We start from the raw sequence: 25388 nt of genomic DNA on the forward strand, positions 1-25388 counted from the left end.
CTGCTGGGTGACCGCAGGGCTATCGTGCAGCCTCGACAGCCTCCTCGTTCCGGCCGGAGCAGAGAAGCCGAGCCAGGGCGGGGCGCTGTTCCAGCAGAGCATTGCCAAGGCAGCGCCGCTGGCCCCGACACCGCGAGAGGATCCGGAGCTCAGCTGGGTGTCGATCCGCCTGCGCCCCCATTCTCAAGCCGCTGGTTTGCGGCGGTGCGGTCGCGGTGAGCGGTAGCACGTCAGCGATGCCGACCCGCGTCGGCGGCCTTGCCACCGACGCGCGTGTGGCGGGATGCGCACACGGCGGCGGGCCGAGCGCCGCTCACTCTGAGCTGAACAGGCTGCTGAGATACATGGCTGTGGCGGCCGCCGCCAACAGGAATATTCCTCCCCAGCCGCGACGGCTGCGGCGGGCAGGTTGCCGTTTCGGGGTGAGGATCCACGCTGTCAGCATGCCAAACGCGAGGAGGGCGAGGACCGAACCGACGACGGTGAAGAGTCCGGACACGGCTATCGCTGCTTTCTCACTGAGAGGCCGCGGGCGAGGCCACGAATGTCGTCGCTGAGGGTTGTCGTGGTCGCCGCGGCGGTCGGTAGGGATTCGGTAGAGATGACGCTCAGCGCCGCAGCGCTCGCGGAGCCGAGCCCGAGGGTGATGATCCTGATGCCGTGACGGGTGAGCCTGTGCGCCTCTGCGCGCGCCGCGTCTTCGTCTCCCAAGTCGCCATCGCCAAACACGGCGACGACTCGATCAGTAACGTCGATCTTCATGAGCAGATCGCCGGCGAGCTCGAGCGCACTCGAAATGTTGGTGCCGCCCATCGGCGACGCCCCTTCGAGTAACTGCCGCACTGCGGTCGCGTCCGGGGCCGGGGCAACGTAATCCTCAACTCTGGTGTGCCACAGTGCCGCGCCGACGAGGTAGCCGCCGCCGGTCGCCTCCTCGACGAAGCCCAGTGCGCCTGTGATGGCAGCCCGCATGTTGCCACTCATGGACCCGCTCACATCGAGGAGAAGCATCACTGCCCCCGAACCCCCGAAACGTTCTTCGAGCTTCTTCAAATGGGGGCCGGGTGCAAACTCGGTCACGCCCTCAGCCTCTATGACCTTCTTCATCCAGGTTGTCATCGCCGCTACTTTCTCATCCGCAGACCGCTGGTGGCCTGGCGTTGTTCGCTGACTTCGGTTTCGTCGAGCACGCCGTGCATAAACGCCTCGACGACGACGGGCTGCTGCTGGTGCCCCGCAGTGGCCTCAAGACGCACGCGCCCGTCGGCTGACACGGTCACCCACAGTGACACCTTGCTGCCGGCAGGCGAGGCCGGGATGCCGCTGAGCTCGCCCTCGATCAGTGGGCGATTGTCCGCGACCTGCGAGGAGGAGACATTGCCGGCCTGTTCAAAGATCTGGATACGTGCGTGCTCTTGATTCGCGACCATGGTGGCGACAGCGTGCTCGTACCGGGTTACCGGCAATGGCGTGTTTGCGTGAATGAAGTGCGCCACGTAGGGTTCCTCGGTATATGGATCCCGGCTGGTGTGGATCAGCACGCCAATCGACCGTGGTAGGACCGAGGTGATACGGGCCGAATCGCTCGCCATGGCTTTGATGCCGTTCACGGTGATGGCGCGCCGCTCGCGCGCTGCGAGCAGTTGCTCGGCGTGGATCGCTGCTCCGCGCGCCACCGCCTTGTCGGGATCCGTGAGCAACACCGGAAGCGAGAACCGCTCAGCGAGGAGCTGGCGGATCATCGGCATGCGTGTCGAACCGCCTACCAGCAAGATCTGGTCAACCTCCGGCGCCCCGGCGTTCTGAGCTGACTGCAGGACGCGGTCTACGGCCGCAAGTGAACGGAGCATGAGATCCTGCGTGACCGCGATGAAGCCTTCGCGCGTCAGCGACAGGGTGAAGGTGCGACCGGCCACTCGGATCCGCTCGGTGACGGACTCTGCCCCGGTGAGTTTGCGTTTGATGCGCTCCGAGGCGGTGTGAATTGCGGCAATGACTTCTTCATCGAACCGTAACTCTTCAGCGTCCTCGAGGGTGTCAAACTCCTCCCACATGAGCTGTTGGATGCGTTCGTCCCAATCGAGCCCACCAAGCTTGGATTCGCCATCAACCGCCCACACCCGATGTTGTCCACGGTCGATACCGACAACCGCAACATCGAAGGTCCCGCCACCCAAGTCGTACACGAGTGATGTTTTCGTCGGATCACTGGCGAGGCCGTACGAGTAGGCCGCGGCAACTGGCTCCGGTAACAACTCCGGGCAGTCAAGGTTCGCGATGCGCGCGGCGGCGGCCGTCGCCTCCTTTTCGGCGATGCCGAAGTAGGCGGGCACAGTGATGACCGCTTGGAGATCTGCCGGGGTGACTCCGAGGGCCGTCGCCGCGTCAGCGGCAAGCTTACTGAGGATGAGTGCTGAAATTCCCTCAGGCGTGAGCGTCCGCTCCGCGTATTCCAGCGGATAGTCCTTGCCCATGTGGCGTTTGATACCCACGACCACGTTGTCAGGATCCTCGAGGAGGAGCTCCTTCGCGTCCTCTCCGACTGTGACGTCGCCACTTCCGGAGATGTGCACGACCGACGGCGTGAGCTCACCGCCTGAGTCGGTGACGATCACTTGCTCAGTGCCGTCGCTTGCGTAGTGGATGACACACGAATAGGTCGTGCCGAGGTCGATACCGATGCTGATGGCCATGGTGTTCTTTCCGAGAGGGGAGTAAAGCGCTATTCCTGTACGAGGCCGGAGAGCGCTGAAACGGTTGCCGGGTCTGCCAGCGCTGCGGGCGCGCTGCGAATGATGGCGAGCATGTCAGGGAGCGTGATGAGGGGAACCGCGCCTGGCCACGCTGTGCCTGGCGCGACGAGACCTATACCCGCATTCGTTGGGACGAGCACGACGAAGGAGCGCACGCGGTGCTGCGGAAAGATCTTCGGGAACCGCTGCTGAGCCATCGCCATATTGCGTGACATCTTGCGGGGCTTGCCAACCTGGCTGCCGGATGTATTGTCGCGGCAGAGCAGCCACTCCCCGTCCTCCGAATGCCAGGTCACGTCGCCCGAGCTGTAGTACTTGAGGTCGATGAGGTAGATTTCGTTGCCCTGCACGACAACGCAGTCCACATCGGTCTGGAACTTGGCGTCGGCGACGGCCCGACCGTCGTCTCCGGGCAACGCCACGGACCAAAACGATGAGACGTTGTCGATGAGGTCCTCTTTGCAGAGTGCCTTGTACAACGCCACCTCGCCCAGCTGGCCGGTGTACACCCGGTGTTTTTCGAACGAGGTGTCAAAGAGCCCGAGGCCGGCGATGCCGCGCGCGTTCACCGAAATCGGGGCGTGGTAGTCGCGCAGCACGCGCGGTTCAAAGCCGGTGGTGTGGCCCTGCCGGGAGGGACGATCAATCTGACCGTTTACTCGCGGAGGCGGAGGCGACGTGCGCGGCGCGCCGCTCGTCGTTCGCGGCTGGTGCTGCACAGGTGTCGAGCGCTGCGGAGTGGTGCGAGACTGGTGCGCTCGTGAGCGCGGTTTCGCTCCGCGTATGCCCAGCAGCTGCTTGATAAATTCGATCATCATTCCGCCTCGTGTCTGATCGATGCCTCGAGCGATTCGTTATAGGTGTATTCATTTGTCGCGTTGTCAATGACACTCAGACCAGATTCGCCGAGACCGTAGGTAACGGTGCCGTCCGTGGCCGCCCAGTAGTCGCCGCGGTCTTCGGCGGGGAGCTCAGCCCATGCGTCGTCGGGCCCCGACGCAATGAATGTGAGGGCGCCGTCGGAGTCCTGACACACGACGGCAGTGACGTTCGTCGTCTGCGCCTCGAACACCGCTTGGGTGCCGAGATTGCACATCGAGAACCAGGAGGCATCGCTGGCGTCGTCTTCGCTCATCTCCGCCTGGCTGTCGGAGCCCGACGGATCCCACGGCATTCGGAGCTCGCTATTGGCCCATGCGGACACTCCCTGGGAGAAGGAGAAGTAGTTGTGCCAGAGGCGTGCGCCGTTGTTGTCTGCCAATACCCATGACACCGCCCCGAAGAGCCCACCCAGCACGATAAGGATCTGCGCGATGGACACAAGATTTCGAAACACCCAGTACTTCTTCGGAATACCATCGCGCATCGTGTCGTCTGCGTGGGCACTCGTGATGCTGTCGGTGAACGGCTGATTCTGTGTGCCGTGATCGTTGAACTTCACGCTCCAACCTCACTCTTCTCGGGAGAACCGGAACTGGGCTGGTGCCCCTGTCCGTGCGGAGCCGCCGGGGTAGGGAACACGGACGTGCCGCCGTGCTGCATGATCGTCCAATCGATGACGTGCATGGGGCGCAGGGAAGCGGTAGGCGCACTCTCTACAGCGGAAGACACTGCGAAATAGCGTACGTTTGCGAAGTCCATTTCGAGCCTGGTGATCAACCGGTCCTCGCCGTGGGTATACAACCAATCTCTGACTCCGGCGCTCGTGTCCGGCAACGGCGTGGCCGGCATGATTTCAGCAATCACGTCCGCCTTCGTCACCACAACGGCGAGCTGCCGCTTGCTGAGGTCCTCGCCACTGTTTCGGAGCCGATCGACCACGCTTGCGTAGGCATCGCTGGTTCCTCCCTGAGCGACCTGGATCTTTCCGGCCATCGCGCTGAGCTCCAGCTCTTCGTGCACCTCGGGGATCGTCAACGGGTCAACGAGGAAGACGAGCGACTGCGAAATGTCGAGGTATCCAAGCTGCGTCGTGCCGTCCGCTCCGACAAAGTTCTCACCGGCTGCGTCCATGAGGTGCAGTTCGAATTCCCCCTCCGGGCGCTCTACGAGGTACGGGAGGCCCTCGGGGCGCTGCTCATGCCGCGTCTTGACGGGTGCCTGCCCCGCTGCTCGTTCGGCAACGGAAGCAGCGAGGAACTCCTGCGCGCTCGGATTCAGGGCCGTGATGCTCAGCCCTGAGGACACCCCTGAGCTACCCTCGTGCAGCGCCACGGCGGCACTCGCGAGAAACTGTGTCTTGCCGGCGCCGACCGAACCGAATACCGGTACGACAACCACTCGTCGAGTACCGCTGCCCTGCGGCAACTCCTCGTCGCAGTACGGGCACACCGCGACGAGGGTCTTCGAAGCCTTGGCGACGGTCACCGGAAGCTGTTCTCCGCAGGCGCAGATTCGGTGGCGAATCCCCAGACGCCCCGGAGCCATGTCGCGGTGCACGATGCTGCACTGAGGGTTCGAACAGCGAAAGCTTGGCATCGTGGTCGACTGGTAGCAGCGCGTGCACCGCACCGCCGCGTTGTGTCGCTTCATGAACCGGGCCTCCCGCCAACGCATGACACGCAGCGAGACTGCCTGTGCGGCGTTCACGACAAGCCGAAACACCGAGGTAATCGCGAGCCACAGCAGCGTGCCGAGGGCGACGCCTGCGATGAGTCCGAGCGTCGGAATGCCGAGGACGATCGCCCAGGTAATCGTAGAGAACATCACGGCGAGTAGGGCGGTCCCCTGGGGCCACCAGCCGCGACTCCTTCGCCAGATGCTCGCACTCAGCCGCCGGGCCTCCTGAATCACCGCGACCTGATCGTTTCGCAACTGGTAGGGCGCGTACAGCGGCCATGCAGCGTCCCAGCCGAAGTCTCGTGAGGCTCCTGTCGGGGCGGTTTTGAACACCGAATTGCTCCGCACTGCACTGGCAGAGGCGATCACGGGCTCGTTCTCAGTCTTTCCTCGCATCACGCGGAACGGAAATACCAGGCCGATGCCGGTGCCGACGATCAGGGCGACCCCAGCGACGATGACGCTCACACCGATGATGATGCCGAGGAGTCGAGCGACGAGCACGAAGCCGATCCACAGCGCCATGACGAGTAAGAAGATGGCGAGTGCTGCGAGCAGCAGGATTATGAGCAGCGGCATCGCTAGTCCTCTTTTCTGTTCTTGAAGATGCTCATGAACGCATCGGACTTTTCTTTCGCGCGCTCTCGAGCCGTGGGAATGTCCGCAATGAACTGCGTGAGGCGCTGGCCGCTCTCCTGGTAGTGCGGCTGGGGCGGAACCGTCCCCTGGAGCGCTTCAACGAGTGGCTCCCATGCCTCGGCGTCACGTCGCTTCACGTTGCGTGGCTCTTGTGCGAGGAAGGGGCCGAGGCTCGCAAACACGACAGCGTCAAGCGAATCGGTGATCCCCACGCGTTCGATCCAGATCGCGAAAGCGGCGATGTGCTCCGGGAGTGTGAGGCCCGTGAGTGCAAACCGCCAGTTCTCCGGTCCGGGGAGGCGGGGGGTTCCAGCGATGAATTCGGCCCGTTCAGTTGCCGGGACTCGCGCGATCTGCGCGGCTCGACGCAGGGACTCAAACTGGACAGCCGCGGGGACGAGCGTCCCAGCAGCCTCGGGATTGAGGAAGTCCCAGGTGCCTTCCTGCAACTGCCGTCGGTATCGACCGGAGATGCCAGGATCGTTGTGTTCGGACGCTGCTACCAGGCTCTTCATGAGCCCGCGTTCGATCGCGGCAGCCTCGTACCAACTGCCCACGCCCGCCGCTGCCACAGCCGGGGTTCGCATGATCAGGTCGACCGCCCTGTCGAGTGCTGGTCGAAGCTGCTGCGTGGAGAGCGTCGCGGCGAGCGGCTGTGCCACCTGGAACAGCGCAGGAAGGGCTTCGTCCGGCGCACCCAGCAGCAGCTCGGTCAGCGGCGCCGTGAATTGCTCCGGCTCAGCGGTCGCGGGCCACGCCCAATCTCCGGAGTGGCTGAGCTCCCGCGCCCAGATGCCCGACCATTGGAGTTCGGTGTCCTCGGCCAGCGAAGACAGCGTTGGCAGTACTACTGCCTCGGCAAGTGCCTCGAGCCCAGCGCCCATGGTGAACCGGGCGGCGCGGGCGGCGGCTCGAAAATCCTCCTCACCGCTCAGCTGGTGCATCGACACTGCGTCACCGAGTTCGTCGACGTAGATCTCGAGATCGTCGGTCAGACCGGCAGCGGCAAGCGCCTCAACGATCCGCACCCCGAGCTTCCATTCCTCGCGGCTTGAGATGGTGGTGCGTGCGCCGGTGACCAATTCTGCGCCCGACACTGCGAGCTCAGCGCCGAGGTGGGGCTCCCACCGCTGCGCAATTTCGATGATCTCGAGTGCGTCGAACGCGTCGAGATCGCTGACCCATTCCGCTGCTTTACGGGAGAGCGGCGTCAGGTCAATGTCGGTCACGGTCCGGTCGAGCAGGTTGATAACGTGCGCGCCAGCGAGCGAACCCTGTAGCAGGTCAGGGTGGGTGCCAATGATGTGTCCCTGCGCGCGAAACGGGTCTGCGACGAAGGCGCGGTATTCGAGTCGGAGCGCGTCGCTGTTCGAGATGAGGAGCGTGCCTGTAGCAATCCATCGCATCACGGTGTCGAGGTCGTCGTGCACGAGCACGGTCTTCTTCGGGTGCGCTGCGAGCGCGTCGGTGATCATGCTCAGGAACGCGGGAAGCGTTTGCAGCATCCACGGATCGTTCCGGAGCGCGGAGAGCAGCGCCTCAGCTTCGAAGGCAGGATCGAGTTCCAACGGTGCGAACCAGGGTTCGCACACTGTGCCGTCTGCTTTCTCGAGCGCCCAGCGCTTTGCCCCGTAGAGCTGTGCCGGGCGGTGGGGCTGGAGATCGTCGGCCGCCCCCGTGACAGCGGCCTGCGTAAGCTGGTTGCCTCGGCGGCCGTTGTTCGTTGTGCCGGTAGAGATGCCGCGCGAGAAGTAGTAGCCGTCGTCGATCACCGCGAACGCGCAAGATGGCGGATGCTCTCGCTCATCACGTTCGACTGGCCACTGACCGCTGATGCGATGAAGCATCCGCTCGCGGATTGCTTGCCGTTCGCGGCCGGTGATCCCCTCTGAGATGGCTTGGAAGTTGAAACCATCCTCGCCGTCCACCGACTCGTCCCGGGTGACATCGGTATAGATCGCTGTGTGAAACGCCATGGCACACCTACACTTTCTTCACCGGGATAAACCCCGAGTTTGAGAGCAGCCAGAGAATCGGATCCGCCACGCGGTGGGGAAGAAGGCCGCGGCTGCTCACCGTGCCGCTCTGATAGTCGGGCTCCGCTCCGAGCGCAGACACCCCGATCAGTCGGAAGGTCTCGTAGTTCTCGTTGAGTTTCCTGAGCAGGTTGTCGCCGCCCCACTGGGTAATCAGGGACGCCATGTGGTCGTGGATCGTCTGCGACTCCGCTTCATCGAAGGTGTTCTCGGCCGATTGCGCCTGCCGAAGTGGATGGTTTGCGGGCACCTGATCGAAGAAGGCATCAATTTTGGAGACCACAACCGCGAGCGGAACCTTGATCTTCTTGTTCGGCTTCACCTTGTGCTTCTCCTGCAGCACGTAGGTGATGCCGTCGAGCGCATCTTCCGGGGTGTTGTGCGGATCGGTCGTGATGCCCTTCTCACGCGCGGCCACCTGATTCTCGGGGAACGCGAATGGGTCGAGGAGCAGGATGACCCCTGAAGACTCGCCGAGATACTGCTGCTCCATTGCGGCCGCCTGGCTCGAAATATCCTCACCGGCGCTGTCATAGAACGAGAAAATAGTTGACTGCGTTTTCCCCTTGCGTGTGTACTTCCACTCGTACACCGCCGGCTCCTTTTTCGTGCGGCCAGTCGCTTGCGTCTGACTGGGCAGCACGCCCCCGGAGCGTCCCATGTTTTCCTCATTGTTCGCGAGCTCGCGCGCGAACCCCGCGGAGCCCCCGGGGGTATCGATCGAGGCGTCGAATCGGCGCGCCACGGTGCGGATCAGTTCCTTGTGTAGCACTGAGAGGAGCACGGTTTTGCCTGAGCTGCGCACCCCGACGAGCCCAAACATGGGTGATGAGTTGTCGAGGCTACGCGGGAGCAGACTGTGACAGGCCGGGCACATGCGTACGCCGCTCTCGCCTCCGCACCCCTGGCAGATCGCAGAACTCTTCGCGAGGATGTCGACCGCGTGCCCACCGGAGGGGTCGCTCCGGTTGCCGGCTTCATCGACGGGGCCGATTGACGGCATGACCGGGGTACTGTCCCCGAACGCCTCCAAGCGACGACTGTCAGACAGTGTGACGCACGGGGTGCGTCCCGGCAGACCGCGGCCGGAGCAGCGAAAGGCCACCTTGTTCACATCGAGCGATGCGTAGCAGTAGGGGCAAGCCGTGGCTTTCTTGCCAAAGATCGAGCTGAGCACTCTCACCCTTTCAGTTCAGAGGTCGGGGGCGGATCGAGTAACGATCCGTCTCGGGGAAACACGCACACCCAGAACGGCGAGGCTTCTTTCGCCAGTTGGATTGTGTGTTCGAACGTGGTCGACTCGCGAAAATCAAGGTCGATGTGTGCTTGCAGCGTGCCATCGGTGGCGTCAAACGGCATGACAGCACCCCGCTTGAGTACGATGTCTGCCGGGATCGTAAAGCCCGTCGCATCGGCGGTCGCGGTGATATGGCACGTGATCTTGCCGCCAAACAGTGCACGCTTGATGCTCATCCGGTACGTCGCTGCGTGCGCCGCCCGTGGATCGCTCAGCGGAACGGTGGCGGGGGTGCTCACCCACTCATCACCGTCGACGCGGACAACGGTCGCGATGGTGAGCGCAGCGATGCTCGCCGCACCGGCCAGCTTTGCGCCGCCGTCCGAGCGATAGCGAGCCTTCGTGACGCGACGCGTGCGCTGTCGTTCGCCGTCATGCCAGCCCAGCTCGATGATGTAGTCGCCCTCTGGCCACTCCCACGATACGCGCAGCTCGTCGCCGAATGCTTCAGTGACGATCTGGGTGGCACGGGGAGCGTTGCCCGTGACCTGGGAGTAGCCGACCAGGTAGCCGTCGTCGGTGATCGTGACGGGGGCGATCCGTACGACCTCGTGCAACTCGGGAAGCCGTCCGCTGGCACGCGTTCCGGTAGCGCGAACGCCCCCAAGATTGAGTCTCACGCCCTGCAGCGCAGTGAGAGCCGCGCCGTCAGTGAGCGTCCCCTCGGGCAGTGCAGCATTTCGAGGGAAACGCCACAGCTCGACTTCGAAGCCTGCACTGGGCGTCCACGTAGCGATGAGTTGTTCGCCGCCGCCCGCAGGGTCCGCAGCGACCTCCAGATCGGTGACTGTGCTCGCCGCACCGCGCGGCACGACCGAGATCGAGACCGGTGCAGACAACTGTCGTCCCGAGTCGAGGAGGTACCAAGAGTGGGCCGCGAAACGGTAGGTCGCGCCGGAGGTGAGCCCGGTTATCTGCAGTGTCGAGCCCTGGTGGACTTCGTGCTCGATACGCGTACCGTCTGGCATCGTCTGAGTGATACTGGTGCCCGCAGCGCCGCTGGGGTTGCTCCATGTCAGCTGCGCACTGGTTTCCGCGGAGACCGAGGCGAGGGCTGTCGGAGGGGGCAACACGGTGACCTCGGCCGTGGTGCCGTCGGAAAACAGTGTGCCGTCGCGCGTTGCAAAGACCGCGTAGAAAGAACGGCTACCGATACTCGGAGCGCTGTCGGTGTACGTGAGGGCGGCGACCCCCGCAGCTACCCGGTCGCCGTCACCGACCGTAGCCGGGGCGCGATCGAGCGAGCGAACTACCGTGTAGCTCACTTCACCTCCGGGCGACGGCGTCCAGGTGAGCTGGACTGTTGGGCCTTGCTCGCGCGCCTGGAAGGACACCGGGGCTGCCGGCGGGAGCGCGTCTCTGAGCGGGGGCAGGGTGGCGTCGCCCTGATCGATGCTGATCGCCGTCGCCATCGCAGCGCTGGCTGCGGTGAAGTCGCGGGCCGAGAGTGCGGTGTGATACTCCGACACAGCCTGCTGTTTTTTCACGCGGAGCTGGGCGATTTGCTCGGTGAGCGATGCGTGATCGGCCGCTTCTTCGCTGTCGCTCTCCAGCGCGCTGAGCATTCGTTCAGCTTCGTCGAGTTCGCCGCGACTCACAAGCTCGCGGACGTCGTTGAGCCCGAGCTTTGGCCCTGCCGCAGCCCCGCTGCTCGCGCCGAGCGCCGCGACTAGCCGCGAGGCATCAACACGGTCGAAGCCGATGGCGTGGAGGTGATCTCGAACCGCAAGCTGTGGTCTTCCGCGGCCCAGATGCGCCGTAGCGAGTTCGGCGAGGGATGAGAGTATCACTGCGTGCAACGCGCTGTCGGACGGGCATGCGGCCTTCATAGCGCCGAGGAGCTTCTGCGCGTTTTGGAGTGCGTTGGTGTCCCGCCCCTGCTCGCTCTTCAGGCGGGCATGTTCGATATCGGCCGTGGTGATGGGGCCAAGGGGCGTGCCCAGCCGTTCGATGAACGTGACATCGCGCAGGTCCTCCGGGCGATGCATAAGCACCACTTCAGCCATCGAACGGAACTCAGTGAACTGGCTCGTTTCTTTCCAGACTGGCTGTATCGCGGGAGGAATCCCCTCAGTTGGCAACGTAAAGCTCGGCTGAATGTTCAGGCCGTGCTGCGTCGCGACTGAGGCGATACTGCCATCAGTCACCGAAGAGATACCGATGGTCGCGAGCCGGGCCTTGAGCTCATCGAGAGCGACTACATCGAGCGGATACTCAGAGCGTAGCTGTTGCATGCCGGTGTCGAGAGCCGCGAGCTGGAGCTTGTGTTTGTCGGCCTGCAGCCCGCCCCAAAATGAGGGCTCAGTGAGCGGCTTTCCTTGAGTGCTCAGCACATCGAGGAGCTGCTTGAGGAGCTTTGCTGCCGGCAACTGCTGCGCTCGGTTCAGCGCGGGTTCGATCTTGGTGCGCCACTCCTTGAGCTCCGGTTCTGAAACTGGGGAGGGCACCCCAAACAACATCCCGAGGTCGAGCTTGGCGTAGCCGCCACTGCCGGGGTCACGGTGCAGCTCCGCGAGGACCTCGCGGAGCTGCTCGTAACCCTCCCCGCGCGAGTGCGGCTTCAGCACCGTATCGCGGTATTTCTTTGCGTCGAATGTAGCCACGGTACCTTCGGGTTCGTTTCTCGGGGAGCGGGGTGTGGTTATGAACGGAGGGTGAGCATGGCGACCTTGGAGGTCTCCTGAGCCACCTGCTCTTCGTCGAGGACACTCACCTGAGCTTCGAGCTCGACGGAGGCACCACTCGTGACATCGGTGACGAGCATCGTGACGAGACCCTCAGCGCTGATCTCAACGGTGATATCAACCGGCGCTCCGGCCGGCAGGCCGCTCGGGAGTGGGAGCTCTGCGTTCTTCAGCAGCGAGTTGTCAGCGACCACATCGGATTCGCGTTCGCCTCCCTGCTCATACATCTTGATGTCGAGCTCGGCCTGGTTCGCGACGACAGTTCCGGCATGGAGCGGCTCTGCGGTGTACGGAATCTTCTCGTTGGCGCTCGCAAAGAAGTGAATGTACCCTGTTTCGTCAGCCTCATCGCGTGCAAGCTGCACGCCAACGCCGCGGGAGAGGACATTCGCGATGCTCAGCGTCGCAGAGGAACCCGGGATAAACGCGAGCGGCGCCGCGTCAGCCGCCACCTCGACGGGTGTGTCCTCGTCGCCCGTGCTCAGTACCTCGTTGACGGCGGCCTGGCCGTACGCTGCAGCCCCCTTTGCGACGGCAAGATCAAAATCGGTGTCTTGAGCGTCCCATCCGAGCTTGTCCTTGAGCGCCGCTTTCACCGCGGGCATGCGTGACGAGCCGCCCACGAGCAGTACCCGGTCGACCGTGATGTTTGCGTCTTTCGCGGTTGCGGTCGCCAGGGTTCGCTCGGAGATCTCGATGGTCTGGGCGAGCAGGTGCTGAGTCGCCTCTTCGAAGTCCGCGCGGGTGATCTCAATGCTTGCGCGGCGACCATCGTAGGTTGGCCGCATGGAAGCACTGTCCCGGCGGGACAGTGTCTTCTTGAGCTCCTCTGCACCGAGCTGGAGGTCGAGCATGAACTCTTCGTCGTAGCGTGGGTCGTCATCACCGAGGCCTGCCTCAGCGATGAAGCGTTCGGCGATGAGGTTTACGAGCGCGGCATCCCAGTCTGCTCCACCGAGTAGGCGGTTTCCGTCGACGGCTACGACCTCAACGGAGCCGTCGCCGATCTTCATGATCGTGGTATCGAAGGTGCCACCGCCCAAGTCATACACCATGATCGTTTCGTTCCCCTCGCTGCGGGCGCTGATGGAGAGTGCCGCAGCGACGGGCTCGGTGACGATGCCGACAACCTCAAGGCCAGCGATCTGGCCGGCCTGCCGAGTGGCTTCGCGCTCGCGTACACCGAAGTAGGCGGGAACGGTGATCACCACCTTCGACACCTCGCTGCTCGACTCGTTGTTCGCCGCCGTTACGAGCTCTTTGAGGATGAGCCCGGAGATCGCCTCGGGGGTGTATGTGGTGCCCTGAAACTCCTGTGGGTACTCAGTGCCAATGTGGCGCTTGATCAGTAGGCAGGCGTTCTCGGGGTCACTGATGGCGACTCGTTTGGCTTCGGTTCCGACGATTGCATTCGAGGGGCTCTCGAAATACACCACTGACGGGGTGGTTTGTTCGCCCTCAAAGTTGGCGATGACCTCTGCGGCCCCGTGCTCACCGATCCGCGCAATCGCGGAGTACGTCGTGCCGAGGTCGATACCGTAGACGGAGTCGTTCATGCTGTCTCGTTTCTGTGCTGCTCTGGAGTCAGGGAGGCGGTCTGGGCCGAGTCGGCCGTAGCGGGTGACTCAGCGGGCGCGACGTCGCTCGGAGGGCCGTTCACCGTGGCGTCGGCAGGGGGAGTGAACGTGAAGACAGTGACTCGGGCCGGGAGGAGCACTCGCGCGGCACCCGCAAACCCGAACCCCTGACGGAGCACGCGTTGGATCTTGCCAGACCGCTCTTCCTCTGCTGTCTGGATGGCACGCTGCGCGTGATGGAGCTTGGCGTCGAACTCCCCGCCGACTGTGGCTTCCACGGAGGAAAGGTCATACAGGGCAAGCAGCTCCTCAATTGATTCTGCGAAGAATGCAAAATCATCCGCGGCCTGTGTGTTCTCGCTGTTGCCTTCGGCCGCGCGCTGCGCCTCTGCGTGGAGGGTGGCCAGGCGTTCAAACGTGGGCTTCAGGAGCTGACGCACCTGGTCTTGCTGCAGCGTTTCGACGTGGGCCTGGAGCGCTCGAGCGCTCTGCTCCTGCGCCGAGGTGCGATCGTGAAACCGATCAATTGCGGCACCAATCCCAGCGAGTATCGGCGCGATCTCGGCCGAGACTGCAGCTGCCAAGGCCGCCGTCGGCTCGGGTGTGTCTGTTGCGGTCTCGAGGGGCACGCCTGTGTCGGTGCACGTTGCGGGGGGAGTGTCGACTTTCGTGTCAGTCTCTACCTCCAGCGAGGCGTCCGGCTGGGCGCCTCCGTCCGTGTCAACGTCGGGTTCCCCGTGAGCCGTGTCGTGGGTGATGCCCGACCCTCCCGCGGCGACCGCTAGCGTGTCGTCCTGTGTGGCTGGGTCGGCACCGTCCGGATGCCCCGGCGTCACTGCCTCGCTCATTGTGCAGAAATCCCTTCGGTAAGCTATGCCCGCCACGAAACCCAGCGGGCGCTTTGTCGATAGACAGTCTACGCACAGTTTATACATAGGAAACGCAGGGGTTTGGGAGTGCGTGGATTTTTGCGGTTCGCCTCGCGGGTCGGGCGGTGACCCGCCACGGGGGCGCTGCCCGATATTAGGCGCGATATGTCTCGCATGTCAACGACGCTCGTCGCGATTGCTGTCGATGGGGTGGGCGATGATGCCCGCTGAGTCTGCCTCCCGCTCGTGTCGGTGGACGACACGAGCGGGAGGGGGTATTGCGCGGAGCGTCAGCGCGTTGCGCGGCTGCTCTTGCTGATGACGTCGACACCGACCGCGAGGAGGATGACGACGCCGAGGACCACGCGCTGCAGAATCGGGTCGACCTGATTCAGGTTGAAGCCGTTGCCGAGGATGGCGATGAAGATGGCACCGATGACCGTCCGCCACACGGCACCTGAACCGCCGGAGATTGAAGTGCCACCGACCACGACTGCCGCGAGAACGGCGAAGACAAACGTGAAATCGTCCCCGGCTCGGGCGCTCATACTCTGTGCTGAGTTCAGCACCCCAGCCAGTCCCGCACACGCACCCACGACGACGAAGGTCGACGCGAGGATACCTCGGGTGCGTATACCCGAGAGCCTGGCGGCCTCCGGGTTCGCCCCTGTGGCGTACACATAGCGTCCGTAGCGGGTCTTGGCGAGCAGGATCCAGAAGGCGGCAACTACCACGATCGCAATCACAGTCGCCGAGGTGAACGGTCCGATGCGCAGCATCGACAGATTGCGAAACGCCGGGTCGGTCGGGCTGAGGATCGACTGGTTGCTGACCAGGTAGGCAATTCCGAAGAAGATGAATGAGGTGGCCAGGGTCGCGATGAATGAGTTGATCTTCATGCCGACGACTGCCAGCGCATTGAGCGCCCCGCACAGCGCTCCCGTGGCGATCCCGGCCGCGACGGCGGCGGTGATTGACCCGGTTGCGATCTGCGTTTGCAGGGCGACCAGCGGGCTGAGGATATAGATCGCCGAGAGGCTGACATCAAATGCGCCAGCAATGAGGGTGAGGGTGAACGGGGCCGCCACGATGAGGATCGTGGCCTGCTGGTGCAGCACGTTGCTGAGATTGCCCGCCGTGAAGAACCCCGGGGTCGAAACTGCCAGCCCCACAAAGAGCAGGAGCGTTACCCAGAGGATGGCGTAGCGGGACATGGACTGCAGCGTTGCAGTGAGTGTCATTGAGGATCCTTCGTTAAATGGTTTCGACGGCTACAGCGGAGCCGAAAGCGAGGTCTGCGATACGTCGCTCGGTGACCTGGCCGTGATTCAGCGTGCCCGCGACCTGTCCGTGGTTCATGACGACGACTCGGTGGGCTAAGCCGATGACCTCCTCCATCTCGGAGGACACCATGAGAATTGCGAGGCCCTGTGCGGCGAGGCGCGCCAATAGGTCGTAGATCTGGCGCTTCGCTCCGACGTCGACGCCCCGCGTTGGTTCGTCCACAATGAGTAGCCGCGGCCCCGTGATGAGTGCTTTAGCGAACAGCGCCTTCTGCTGGTTGCCGCCCGAGAGGGTACCGATCGCCTGCCCCATGTGGCGCATGCTGATGTCGACGTCGTCCAAGAACGAGGCCACGAGGCTGCGTTCGGCACCGCTACGGACGACGCCCCACGTTGACACTTGCGGGAGCGCCGAGATCGATACGTTGTCGCTAATAGACGCGTCGAGGAACAGCCCCTGTGATTTGCGGGATTCGGGCAGCATGACGACCCCGAGGCTGACGGAGCGGTCAGGCGAACGCCGCTGGTAGCGCCCACCGTCGACGGCGACCGCGCCAGCGGCACTTCGGTCGGCCCCGTAGACGGCCCGGAGCACCTCGCTCCGCCCGGAGCCGACGAGCCCGGCAATCGCTACGATCTCTCCCGCGTGCACGTCAAAGCTCACCCCGCTGAACCCCGTGCCCGTGAGCCCCGCGACGCTCAGGCGAACCTCCGCCCCAGGCGCCGGGGGCTGCTTGCCGGGGAAGACGCTGTCGAGTGCCCGGCCGATCATGAGTTCGACGAGCGAGTCGGGAGTGTGCCCGGCTGCCTCGCCCGAGTGCACCAGCTCGCCATCGCGAAGCACGGTGATGTCATCTGCGAGGTCGAGCACTTCCTCGAGGAAGTGAGACACGTACACGATCGTGGTTCCCGACTCGCGGAGCCGCTTGATGATGGATCGCAGTCCGAGCGCCTCATCGGTTGCGAGCCGCGCGGTCGGTTCGTCCATCACGATGACGGAGGCGTTGCTGGCGAGCGCTCGAAGCACTTCCACCTTTTGCTGATCTGCTACGGGCAGGCTGCTCACTGTGGCTGCTGGATCGAGGGTGATTCCGGTGCGCTCAGAGAGCGCGCGAAAGCGCTCGCGGAGTGCGCTCGTGCGCACGAAGGGGCCGCGATGATCCTCGTTGCCCAGATAGACGTTCTCGAGCACTGACAGTGAGGGAATCAACGCGAGCTCCTGGGCAACCATTGTCACGCCGTGCCCAATCGCATCCCGCGGCGAGGCGAACGCGACGGATGCGCCGTCGAAGGCGAGCGAGCCGCTATCGGCCTGGTGTACGCCGGCGATGATCTTCCCAAGTGTTGATTTCCCGGCACCGTTCTCGCCGACGAGCGCGTGCACCGTACCGACGCGGATCTCGATCGACACATCGGTGAGCGCCCGCACGCCATCAAACGACTTGCTGATATTGCTCAGGCGAATGGCCGACGCTGCGGCCAAGCGGTCAGCCATTCCACTGCGCCGTGAACTTGTCGACGTTGGTGCCGATGACGAGGCCGTCGTCTGCGAGCTGGGTGACCGGGTCGATGCCGCCTGTCACGGTGCCCTCGCGAACGGCGTCGAGCATCGCCTGCAGTGCCAAGCGGCCCTCGTCTGCCGGCGCGACCGCGACGGAACCAAACCACGTCCCGTCCGCAATGCCCTGGAGCGCGGGTGCTGACGCGCCGACGCCGATCACCTTGGTGTCGGCGAGCCCGGCGTCGGTGAGCGCGAGCAGCGCGCCCCTGGCCTGCTGGTCACCGGTGGCAACGAACACGTCGAAGTCGGTTCGGGACTGCACGAGATCCTGGGTGGCGGTCATCGGCTCGTCGGCGCCGAGGAACCCTCCCTCGACCTCCGCGACGACCGTGATGTTCGGGTGAGCTGCTATGACCTCGTCGAAGCCTGCGCGCACGGCCTCGTCGTAGATGAGGCCTTTGATCCCGAACATGTACGCCACATCGCAGGTCGTCTCGCCGTCGCACGCCTGCACGGCGAGCTGGCCGAGTCGCTTGCCGGTCGAGGTGGGAGGTGTCAGGATCGACGCGGCGACGCCCTCGACCTGCACGTCCGCGGTGTCGTAGCGTTCGCCGACCAACTGATTCAATACGACGACCTCGAGGCCAGCATCGAGCATGTCTTGGATGCCCGGAATGATCCCCGTGCCATCAATCGCAGCGACGATTGCGCCGTCGTACCGCCCTGAGGCGAGCACGTCCTGGATCTGCGCCGTCTGGGTTGCCGCGTCGAACGTCGCGTCGAACTCAGTGATTTTCACGTTCTCTGCCGTGGCCAACTCATCCATCGCGCCGGACGCGGCACTGAGAATCGTGTTTGCTGAGCTAGCGCTGAGGAATGCGATCTCGGTGGGGGCGCCATCACCTTCGCCGGTGGCCGGGGGAGCCTGGGCGGCGCAGCCAGCCAGGGCGAGCGCGGATACTGCCAGGGCAGACAGCGCCGCGGTCGCGAACAGTGGACGGGACGTCAAGGAATACTTCATTGTAGTGACCTCTCAAAGCGGGACCGCGAGGAGGATCCCGTCGCAGCATGCACCGATCTTATGAGCGGCCAGAGCTGTCACAGCGGGGCAGATAGCTCAGTCAAAAACACCGCGATGGGCGCAGCGCCCAACGCGTTTGTGGCTGGCTACCGACCGATCTTGACGGTGCGGCAGGCGAGCTGGATCGCGAGCCGCTGGTCAGCCTCATCCAAGTCGATGAGAAGGAGTTCGCGGATCCTGGCGAGCCGATTCATGACCGTGTTGCGGTGCAGTCCGAGCAGATCGGCGGTAATCGTCGGAGACGACTCTGAGTCCAGGTACACCTCCAGCGTGCGCAAGAGCGAGCCATCGCTATCGTTCTCGGTGATGGGCCGGAGCATCACCTCCGCGATTTCTGCGGACTCTGCAGACGAGTACCAGCCGAGCAGGATGCGTTCGACTCCGAGCTCGTCGATGTTGTGGACGACCGAGGCGCCGCCGGCGGCCTGGGCAAGCGTTGCTGCCTGCTGGGCCTCCGAGAGGCTGCGGCGGAGCCCGGCGATCCCGTACGCTGGGCGCCCGACCCCGGTCGCGAGCCGCATGTCCTCGTACCCCTCGGCGAAGGTCGACATTGCACGCCGCATCCGTCTGGTGAAATCCACGAGGGCGCTGGTCGAAGGCTCTCGGTCGGCGAACGTCCAGAACGTCCAACCATCAGCGCGCTCGATGAGTGCCCCGATGATCCCGAATTTGGCGAGCGCAGTCTGGAGGCTCTCGGTGCGCGCGAGCACACGCAATTCATCGCCGTCGCCCGTGAGCTTGACGTGCACCGCTGTGCACCAGCCCTCGACTTTCCAGCCCGTGACTCCGATCTGATGCAGCAGTGCCGGTTCCGCGCCCTCGGACGCAATGATCGCGTTGAGCACGCCGAGGCGGAATCGTGCGTCGCGTTCCTGTGAGAGACGCTCAGACATGAGCCCGGCAACGAGATACCTGCTCGCGATCTCGAGGATCGTCGCTGCTGCTTCACGCCAGAAGGCAGTCGGAGCGTGTTTTTCGGTGACGAGCCAAAAGCTCGGCAGCTCGCTGCCCGCGAGCGCAATGGGGTGGACCGCTCGTGCCCGGTGGTCTGCAACGTGATAGGTGGAGACCGGAATTCGTTCCTGCCTGCTCAGCGGGCGTTCGAGAGCAGGGCCAGCCACGACAGCGCCGTCGATCCCGACGAGACAGGACGCTGCGTCGAGGACGGCGTCGATGACGCTCAGCACCGCAGCCGGTGTCTCCCGTCTGCCGATCCGGCTCATCCCAGCAACCGCGCTCACGATGAGCCGAGACAGGTTTCGCTCGGGTTCAGAAATCAGGTTGCGGAGCTCATCTGCGATGGTCAGCAGGTCAGCGTCCACCTCGACGAGGGGGAGCGAGAGCCTGCTCGCGAGTCGGCGTGGTGACAGCCGGATCTCGAGGCTCGGACTGGTGACGAGCACCATCGCTGCGCCTGCGTCGGCCGCCCACCGTAACGCGAGGTCAAGGAAATAGGTGTCAGTGCTCATCCGATCCCCGTCAAGCACGAGGATGACTCCCGGGCGGATCGGAAACGACTCACGGACCCGTGGGGCGATCTGTACGCCAGTGACTGGCATGTCTAGGCCTGCTTGGCCGCCGAGGAGCGCCCCCGCGTGCAGCACGGGGGCGCTCAAGAGCTGGCGGACGGTGATGCGGTCCGCCTCCGCGTGTCCGAGAGCCATGGCTAGATTCTGCCACGCGGAGCGATGCAGCTCATAGCTACGGCAGCGCGGTCCGCAGGAAGGACACGAGGTTCTCGGCAGCGACCGCGCGTGCGGCAGGCTCTCCGATGCGCGAGGCGAGCCGCGCCGTGAGCGAGCGGAAGTCAGCCGGGCGGACCAGGCCGTCGGTGTGCGCGATCTCGTCGAGTGACACGAGGAGTCCCGTGAACACCGGGTCGATAACCTCAGCGGTGTCCTTGATGAAGTCCGTGCCGAACGCCACCCCCTCGCCGCCGAGCCGCTCGAGCGCGTGCTCAACATGATCGATGTAGCTGTCGACAGTTGCCTCCGGATCGAGGAACGGCCCAAAGGCGTTCACGCACAGCAGCGAGCCCGTCTCGCGCATCACGGTCAGCTGTTCGTCATCGAGGTTGCGCGGGTGCGCATGGACAGCGTCGCAGGACGAGTGCGAGGCGATGAATGGGCGCTCGGCGACCTCAGCGAGATGGAAAAAGCCTCGCTTCGACAGGTGCGAGACGTCCACCACCATCCTGAGCTGTTCCATGCGTTTCACCGCGTCGACCCCAAGGGTGGTGAGCCGGCCCCCGGTATCCGTCTCCGCCACGCCGTCAGCCATCATGGTGCGGCGGTTCCACGAGAGCGAGGTCATGCGGACCCCGGCCCGCCAGAAGGCGTCGATGAGTTCGAGGCTGTGGCCGACGGGTTCTGCCCCCTCGATCGCGAGCAGCAGCGCGATCCGCCCAGAATCGAGCACCGCGTCGAGCTCAGCCGCCGACTCGACGATTGCGACATCGGCGGAGTGCTCGTCGGCGATCCTGCGTGCCTCCTCAAACAACAGCAGTGCGCGACGGAGCGCCCCCTCTCCGACGTACTGCTCCTCGGTGGAGACGGGGAGCACCTGAAGCTTGACGTTTCCCTCCCGCAACTGTGGCAGCCAGTAGTCACCGAACGGGTCGCGTTCGCCTCGCTCCCGTTGATACCGCACCGCCAGCAGCAGGTCGTTGTGGCAGTCTGCTACCGAGATACTCATCGGAGCAGCGGTCCTGCCGCCTTGACCTGGACTCGGCACGCTTCGCCGGGAACGTAGGTGAGTGGCACCTCAATGATGGAGGTGACGCGAACCGATGCGGGATCGGCACCCGAGCTCACCGCCGCGTCGATGGCAGCCCACCGCGCCTGCTCCAGGCAGGCGTCCCGCCCGCCCTCGCTGTAGCGATACACCTGATCGATGCTCCCAGAGGCCTCGGAGATGGCCGCGCCGTACGCGTTCGCGACGGGGTGATGGTTCGGGCGAATGACCTCGCTTGCGCCAGCAACCCTGTCCGCGACGAGGTGCGATCCGCCACCGACGGCGATGAGCGGGAGCTGATGCTTGCTCGCCTTCATCCGCTCAACAATGATGGCGATCTGATTGTCGACCCACGCGACCGCCTGCTCGACGATCTCCTGGGGAAGATCCTCGATCAGCGCCGGATCGCCGAACCCGGCGAGCCGGCCGGCGCTCACCGAAATGTCGGACAGCGTGAGCGTTGTGCCGCCGCGCACGAGCGCGTCGGTGGAGACACGGTAGCCCACGGAGTCGGGCCCGACCGTCACGCCGGCCCCACTGCCCCTGACGACGGTGCCGCCGCCCAGCCCGATCGACACGAGATCTGGCATACGGAAGTTCGTGCGGACACCGCCCACTTCGATGGCGGAAGCCGATTCGCGGGGGAACCCGTCGGAGAGGATGCCGACGTCTGCGGACGTGCCGCCGACGTCAATCACCATCGCATCACTCAGCCCGGCGAGTGACGATGCGCCGCGCATGGAGTTTGTCGGGCCGGAGCCGAGCGACAGCACGGGAAGTCGCATCGCGTCTTCCTCGGACATGAGCGTGCCATCGTTCTGCGTGATGTACGACTCAACGTCGAGCGCCTGCTCGGCGAGCGCCGCTTTGAACCCGGAGACGACTCCGCGAGCAACGTCCAGCAGCGAGGCGTTGAGGATGGTCGCGTTCTCGCGCTCGAGGAGACCGAGCGCGCCGACGCGATGGCTCAAGCTCACCGCAACGGCATCGCCGAGCTCTTCGAACAGGATCTGTTCGGCCCGAAGCTCGTGGTCCCGGCTCGCGGGGGAGAACGGCGCGGAGAGCGCGATCGTGTCCACGACACCGCTGGCCTCGGCCGCGAATGCGCGCACTGCGTCCTCATCCAGCGGCGAAATCTCGGAGCCGTCGTAATTGTTGCCACCCCGAATAATCTGGGTGGGGCCGAGGATCGTCTGCGCGAGGTCCTTCGGCCACGCCGCGCCGGGGCGCACACCGATGGACGCGGGGGCCGCGAGCCTGAGGGCGCCGACGCGCTGAAGCCCGCGCCGCTGGATCACGGCGTTTGCGGGGTGGGTCGTGCCGAGCATGGCCTGGCCGATCCGCCCCTTGTCGATTCCCTCGAGTACCTGTGCCAGCGCCATCCTGATCCCGTCGAAGGGATCGAGTGTCGTCGCAGCTTTCGTCGATGCGAGGACGTTCCCGTCAGCGTCAACAACGACGGCGTCGGTGTTGGTGCCACCGACATCAATGCCGATGCGTAGATCCTTAGTCATGCTGTTCCTCCGTTGAACTCGACGTAGTCGACGTCGTAACCGAACGCTTGGGGGCCTGCGACTTCGAGCATCCCGTCGCGGTGCCACTCCGGGGCGCACGGCATCCCGATGACTCGGACCCGCTGGCCGTATGCAAGTTGCTCCGTGGTGATCGGCTCCGCGGTTTCGTGGTCCACCATGCAGATGAGGTCGGGCGGGGTGAGGACGGTCTTCCCGTTTTCGATCGCCAGCAGCATCTCGTTCTGAATCTCAATGCGCATCGTGGTGCTCTGATCAGTGAACTTCTCGATGACTACCGTGCCTCGCGCGAAGCCGGAGGTCGTGCGGCGGTCAAGGTCGACGATCTTGCCCTCGAAGAGGGTGCGTCCGCCCGTCATCTCATACATGTCGTCCCACGACTTCGTGCCGTGCTGAATCTGCTGCAGCATCCGGCCGATGTTCTCGCAGTAAGTGAGCGAGCCGCGAATCGCCGCGCCCTTCGCCTCCGCAATCGTCATCGGATACGACGCGAATGAGTTCGCGAGGCCGAGGTTCATCGAGGATGACCGGATGAGCTTCTCTGCGGTGGCGTTCGAATTCGCGACGACAATGACCGTGTTGCCGTGTTCGTCGGCGAGTGCGACGGGTGAGGCCGAGATGCCCGCCAGCGTGAAGACAGTCATCTCGATCTGCGGGAAGGCTCGACGCATGCCATCGGCGTCGAGACAGGGGAGCCCCAGCTCAGCCGCAACCATGAGCGGGACGAGGGTGTTCATGCCGCCGACCTCGACCGGAATGATGGCAGCGATTTCCTTGCCAAGGTAGGAGGCGAGGGACTTCACCGCGTCGACATATAGCTGCCCGGAGGGGATCTTTTCAATGAGTACCGTGGGTGCTCCCAGCACGGCGATGCTCACAATGAGTGCGTCGTCGGGGAGTTCGTCGAGGCTGACGAGTTCGACCGCGCCGAAATCCTCGATCGCCTGGTGGGCCATGAGTTTGGCTTGGTAGGGGTCGCCGCCGCCCCCGTTGCCCAGGAGCGTAGCCCCCAGCGTGATCGCATCGAGATCCTCGACATCGAGTAATCGCATCATTGCGCCTTTCTAAGTGGTTCGGGTGTGGATGACACGCTAGGCGCTTGGCGTTGCCAGCAATATGTGCTGAAGGCTCATCTAGCAGCCCTCTACTGTGCGTTGTGCTGAGGGTATGCTCCTCGGCTCGGCCGCACAATGGGATCCGAGAGCCCGAGCGCGCGTTCGTGTCGCAGTTGGGCGACGTGAAGAAACGAGGAGCGAGATGTACGACTCACCAACCGAGCAGGTTGCGGCGGTGCTGACCCGGTTCGCGGCGGCTTGGAAACGTCTGGACGGTTCGGCGATCGCCGGGTGTTTTCAGGACGACGGACCTGCGACGGTGATCGGCACAGATCCCGGTGAATACACCGTGGGGATGGATGCGTACCGCGCTGGCTGGGCAGCCGGCGGCTACCCGGTGGCTGCGCGGACCTTCGACTGGGAGGAGCCGCCGGTGATCCGTATCGCCGGCACCGGTGCCTGGGCGCACGGCGTGATCGTGTACGACTTGACGCTCGCGTCCGGAGACGTCTCTCAGGGGCGAATGTGGATCACCACGGCGCTCGAGCGGTCGGCGCTCGACAGCGGAGGCTCCTGGCAGCTCGCGCACCTCCACGCCTCCTATGCCTAGCGGCGATCGCCCCCGATAAGCTGAGGCAGTTCCGTCACGCAGCTTGGAGGACACTGTGCCGAATCGTCAGAGCTCCCACCCGTCCGCTCGCCGTTCCAGCATGTTTCGACAGCGCGCCTCGGGACCGGCCACCACCGATCCGCGGGTCTCGCCCCGCACCCGCTACGTCGTGGACGGGCACCTCACGCCGGCTCCGGAACACGTGTCAGTTGAGGAGTCGCTGGCGTTCGCAGCCGAGGCCCCACACCGGATGGTGCTCAGCATCTTCCCGAGACCGACCGCGGGCGACGTCGACAGCATCGCGGCAGCGTGGGAGCTGCACCCGTTGCTCGTCGAGGATCTGCGCAACGCCGGCCAGCGACCGAAGCTCGAACGCTACGGCGACGTGGTCTTCCTCGTTGTCAGGTCTGCGCGGTATCTCGACGACATCGAAGACGTCGACTTTGCCGAGTTCCACGTCCTGCTGCGTCCGAACGCGATCACGGTGCTGTGCCAGGACGATCGATGGATCGACGGCCAGGAGGTTGGCGACCTCTACGAGAACTCTCGCGACACTGTCGCACACGGCGACGTTACGCTCTTGGACGACGCGCACCTGCTCGGTCTGGGGCCGGAGGCGGTGCTGTATCGGCTGCTTGACGCCATTGTCGATGGGTATCAGCCGGTGCTGCGTGGCCTCGGGGTCGACAAAGAGCAGATCGAAACCCAGGTCTTCAGCGGCGACTCCGCGGTCACCGAGCGCGTCTACCGCCTGAGCCAGGAAGTGATCGAACTGCAGCACGCGACAACATCACTCCAGGATGTCGTCGCAGCGCTGCGTGGCGGCTTTGAGCGCTATGGCATCCCCGAGCCACTCCGCGCCTACCTGCAAGACGTCGACGATCACCTCACCCGCGTCACGACCCGCGTGAGCGAGCTGCGCGAGGCGCTCACGCAGATCCTCAGTGTGAACGCCACGCTCGTCGCGCAGCGTCAGAACGAGGACATGAAGAAGATCTCCGGCTGGGCGGCGATCCTGTTTGCGCCAACGCTCATTGGGGCTGTGTACGGCATGAACTTCGACATCATGCCCGAACTACATTGGCGCTTCGGCTATCCGCTCGCGATCGCGGCGATGGCCGCGCTGGCCGTCACCCTCTATGTCATCTTCAAACGCAAGAGGTGGATGTAGCCCGCGAC

General features: G+C 64.4%; 19 protein-coding genes and 1 pseudogene. 2 read left to right on the top strand and 18 right to left on the bottom strand.

Translation table 11 applies throughout. The features are described 5' to 3' along the window. Positions 1 to 313 precede the first annotated feature (313 nt). The 18 genes and pseudogenes from AUL38_RS10340 to AUL38_RS10425 form a co-directional block, all read right to left on the bottom strand. Positions 314 to 499 (bottom strand): hypothetical protein, encoded by a 186-nt coding sequence (locus tag AUL38_RS10340; RefSeq protein ID WP_059061835.1) that lies wholly within the window; start codon positions 497 to 499, stop codon positions 314 to 316. A 2-nt stretch (positions 500 to 501) separates the two neighbouring features. Continuing rightward, positions 502 to 1158 (bottom strand): annotated as a pseudogene (locus AUL38_RS10345) (VWA domain-containing protein); the annotation flags it as partial. Further along, complete coding sequence (locus AUL38_RS10350) at positions 1125 to 2693, bottom strand: Hsp70 family protein (protein ID WP_059061840.1); 1569 nt, start codon at positions 2691 to 2693, stop codon at positions 1125 to 1127. The pseudogene AUL38_RS10345 and the gene AUL38_RS10350, both read right to left, overlap by 34 nt. A gap of 29 nt (positions 2694 to 2722) precedes the next feature. After that, complete coding sequence (locus tag AUL38_RS10355) at positions 2723 to 3571, bottom strand: nuclease-related domain-containing protein (RefSeq protein WP_083506781.1); 849 nt, start codon at positions 3569 to 3571, stop codon at positions 2723 to 2725. Beyond that, positions 3568 to 4194, bottom strand: coding sequence for a hypothetical protein (locus tag AUL38_RS10360; RefSeq protein WP_059061844.1), 627 nt, complete (start codon positions 4192 to 4194; stop codon positions 3568 to 3570). The genes AUL38_RS10355 and AUL38_RS10360 overlap by 4 nt, the downstream gene beginning before the upstream one ends. Then, positions 4191 to 5891 (bottom strand): hypothetical protein, encoded by a 1701-nt coding sequence (locus AUL38_RS10365; RefSeq protein WP_059061846.1) that lies wholly within the window; start codon positions 5889 to 5891, stop codon positions 4191 to 4193. The genes AUL38_RS10360 and AUL38_RS10365 overlap by 4 nt, the downstream gene beginning before the upstream one ends. Before the next feature lie 2 nt (positions 5892 to 5893). Then, entirely contained in the window at positions 5894 to 7927 is a 2034-nt protein-coding gene (locus AUL38_RS10370; protein ID WP_059061848.1) for a hypothetical protein, read from the bottom strand. Between the two features lie 7 nt (positions 7928 to 7934). Continuing rightward, positions 7935 to 8990, bottom strand: coding sequence for a hypothetical protein (locus AUL38_RS10375; RefSeq protein ID WP_201023731.1), 1056 nt, complete (start codon positions 8988 to 8990; stop codon positions 7935 to 7937). A 176-nt stretch (positions 8991 to 9166) separates the two neighbouring features. Further along, positions 9167 to 11887: a hypothetical protein gene (locus tag AUL38_RS10380; protein WP_059061851.1), complete on the bottom strand. Its 2721-nt coding sequence runs from the start codon at positions 11885 to 11887 to the stop codon at positions 9167 to 9169. Positions 11888 to 11925: 38 nt separating this feature from the next. Then, entirely contained in the window at positions 11926 to 13524 is a 1599-nt protein-coding gene (locus AUL38_RS10385) for an Hsp70 family protein (RefSeq protein WP_059061852.1), read from the bottom strand. Beyond that, complete coding sequence (grpE, locus tag AUL38_RS10390) at positions 13521 to 14393, bottom strand: nucleotide exchange factor GrpE (protein WP_059061857.1); 873 nt, start codon at positions 14391 to 14393, stop codon at positions 13521 to 13523. The genes AUL38_RS10385 and grpE overlap by 4 nt, the downstream gene beginning before the upstream one ends. Before the next feature lie 311 nt (positions 14394 to 14704). Next, on the bottom strand, positions 14705 to 15655 hold the full coding sequence (locus AUL38_RS10395; RefSeq protein WP_201023732.1) for an ABC transporter permease: 951 nt from the start codon (positions 15653 to 15655) through the stop codon (positions 14705 to 14707). A 13-nt stretch (positions 15656 to 15668) separates the two neighbouring features. Further along, on the bottom strand, positions 15669 to 17192 hold the full coding sequence (locus AUL38_RS10400) for a sugar ABC transporter ATP-binding protein (RefSeq protein WP_059061859.1): 1524 nt from the start codon (positions 17190 to 17192) through the stop codon (positions 15669 to 15671). Further along, a complete protein-coding gene (locus tag AUL38_RS10405) occupies positions 17185 to 18207 on the bottom strand; it encodes a sugar ABC transporter substrate-binding protein (protein ID WP_059061861.1) in 1023 nt (340 codons plus the stop codon). Before AUL38_RS10405 ends, AUL38_RS10400 begins: the two co-directional genes overlap by 8 nt. Positions 18208 to 18365: 158 nt before the next feature. Beyond that, positions 18366 to 19943, bottom strand: a complete 1578-nt coding sequence (locus AUL38_RS10410) for a helix-turn-helix domain-containing protein (protein WP_059061862.1) — start codon at positions 19941 to 19943, stop codon at positions 18366 to 18368. Between the two features lie 37 nt (positions 19944 to 19980). Continuing rightward, positions 19981 to 20973 carry a dipeptidase gene (locus tag AUL38_RS10415; RefSeq protein ID WP_059061864.1) on the bottom strand — a complete coding sequence of 331 codons (993 nt, stop codon included), beginning with the start codon at positions 20971 to 20973 and terminating at the stop codon, positions 19981 to 19983. After that, positions 20970 to 22526, bottom strand: coding sequence for a hydantoinase/oxoprolinase family protein (locus AUL38_RS10420; RefSeq protein WP_059061866.1), 1557 nt, complete (start codon positions 22524 to 22526; stop codon positions 20970 to 20972). The genes AUL38_RS10415 and AUL38_RS10420 overlap by 4 nt, the downstream gene beginning before the upstream one ends. Next, positions 22523 to 23599 (bottom strand): DUF917 domain-containing protein, encoded by a 1077-nt coding sequence (locus AUL38_RS10425; RefSeq protein ID WP_235590684.1) that lies wholly within the window; start codon positions 23597 to 23599, stop codon positions 22523 to 22525. Before AUL38_RS10425 ends, AUL38_RS10420 begins: the two co-directional genes overlap by 4 nt. Before the next feature lie 202 nt (positions 23600 to 23801). Here AUL38_RS10425 and AUL38_RS10430 point away from each other — a divergent pair, with 202 nt between their 5' ends. Continuing rightward, positions 23802 to 24209 (top strand): nuclear transport factor 2 family protein, encoded by a 408-nt coding sequence (locus tag AUL38_RS10430; RefSeq protein ID WP_059061868.1) that lies wholly within the window; start codon positions 23802 to 23804, stop codon positions 24207 to 24209. A 100-nt stretch (positions 24210 to 24309) separates the two neighbouring features. Next, positions 24310 to 25380: a magnesium and cobalt transport protein CorA gene (locus AUL38_RS10435; RefSeq protein ID WP_059061870.1), complete on the top strand. Its 1071-nt coding sequence runs from the start codon at positions 24310 to 24312 to the stop codon at positions 25378 to 25380. Positions 25381 to 25388 lie beyond the last annotated feature (8 nt).

The organism is Leucobacter sp. G161 (assembly GCF_001482305.1).
Taxonomy (GTDB): Bacteria; Actinomycetota; Actinomycetes; order Actinomycetales; family Microbacteriaceae; genus Leucobacter.

Coding starts and splice junctions, on each gene's coding strand:
- AUL38_RS10420 (WP_059061866.1), bottom strand. CDS start 22,526: ATGACTAAGGATCTACGCATCGGCATTGATGTCGGTGGCACCAACACC.
- AUL38_RS10385 (WP_059061852.1), bottom strand. CDS start 13,524: ATGAACGACTCCGTCTACGGTATCGACCTCGGCACGACGTACTCCGCG.
- grpE (WP_059061857.1), bottom strand. CDS start 14,393: ATGAGCGAGGCAGTGACGCCGGGGCATCCGGACGGTGCCGACCCAGCC.
- AUL38_RS10430 (WP_059061868.1), top strand. CDS start 23,802: ATGTACGACTCACCAACCGAGCAGGTTGCGGCGGTGCTGACCCGGTTC.
- AUL38_RS10425 (WP_235590684.1), bottom strand. CDS start 23,599: ATGATGCGATTACTCGATGTCGAGGATCTCGATGCGATCACGCTGGGG.
- AUL38_RS10350 (WP_059061840.1), bottom strand. CDS start 2,693: ATGGCCATCAGCATCGGTATCGACCTCGGCACGACCTATTCGTGTGTC.
- AUL38_RS10400 (WP_059061859.1), bottom strand. CDS start 17,192: ATGGCTGACCGCTTGGCCGCAGCGTCGGCCATTCGCCTGAGCAATATC.
- AUL38_RS10395 (WP_201023732.1), bottom strand. CDS start 15,655: ATGACACTCACTGCAACGCTGCAGTCCATGTCCCGCTACGCCATCCTC.
- AUL38_RS10370 (WP_059061848.1), bottom strand. CDS start 7,927: ATGGCGTTTCACACAGCGATCTATACCGATGTCACCCGGGACGAGTCG.
- AUL38_RS10365 (WP_059061846.1), bottom strand. CDS start 5,891: ATGCCGCTGCTCATAATCCTGCTGCTCGCAGCACTCGCCATCTTCTTA.
- AUL38_RS10410 (WP_059061862.1), bottom strand. CDS start 19,943: ATGGCTCTCGGACACGCGGAGGCGGACCGCATCACCGTCCGCCAGCTC.
- AUL38_RS10435 (WP_059061870.1), top strand. CDS start 24,310: ATGTTTCGACAGCGCGCCTCGGGACCGGCCACCACCGATCCGCGGGTC.
- AUL38_RS10355 (WP_083506781.1), bottom strand. CDS start 3,571: ATGATGATCGAATTTATCAAGCAGCTGCTGGGCATACGCGGAGCGAAA.
- AUL38_RS10375 (WP_201023731.1), bottom strand. CDS start 8,990: ATGCCGTCAATCGGCCCCGTCGATGAAGCCGGCAACCGGAGCGACCCC.
- AUL38_RS10415 (WP_059061864.1), bottom strand. CDS start 20,973: ATGAGTATCTCGGTAGCAGACTGCCACAACGACCTGCTGCTGGCGGTG.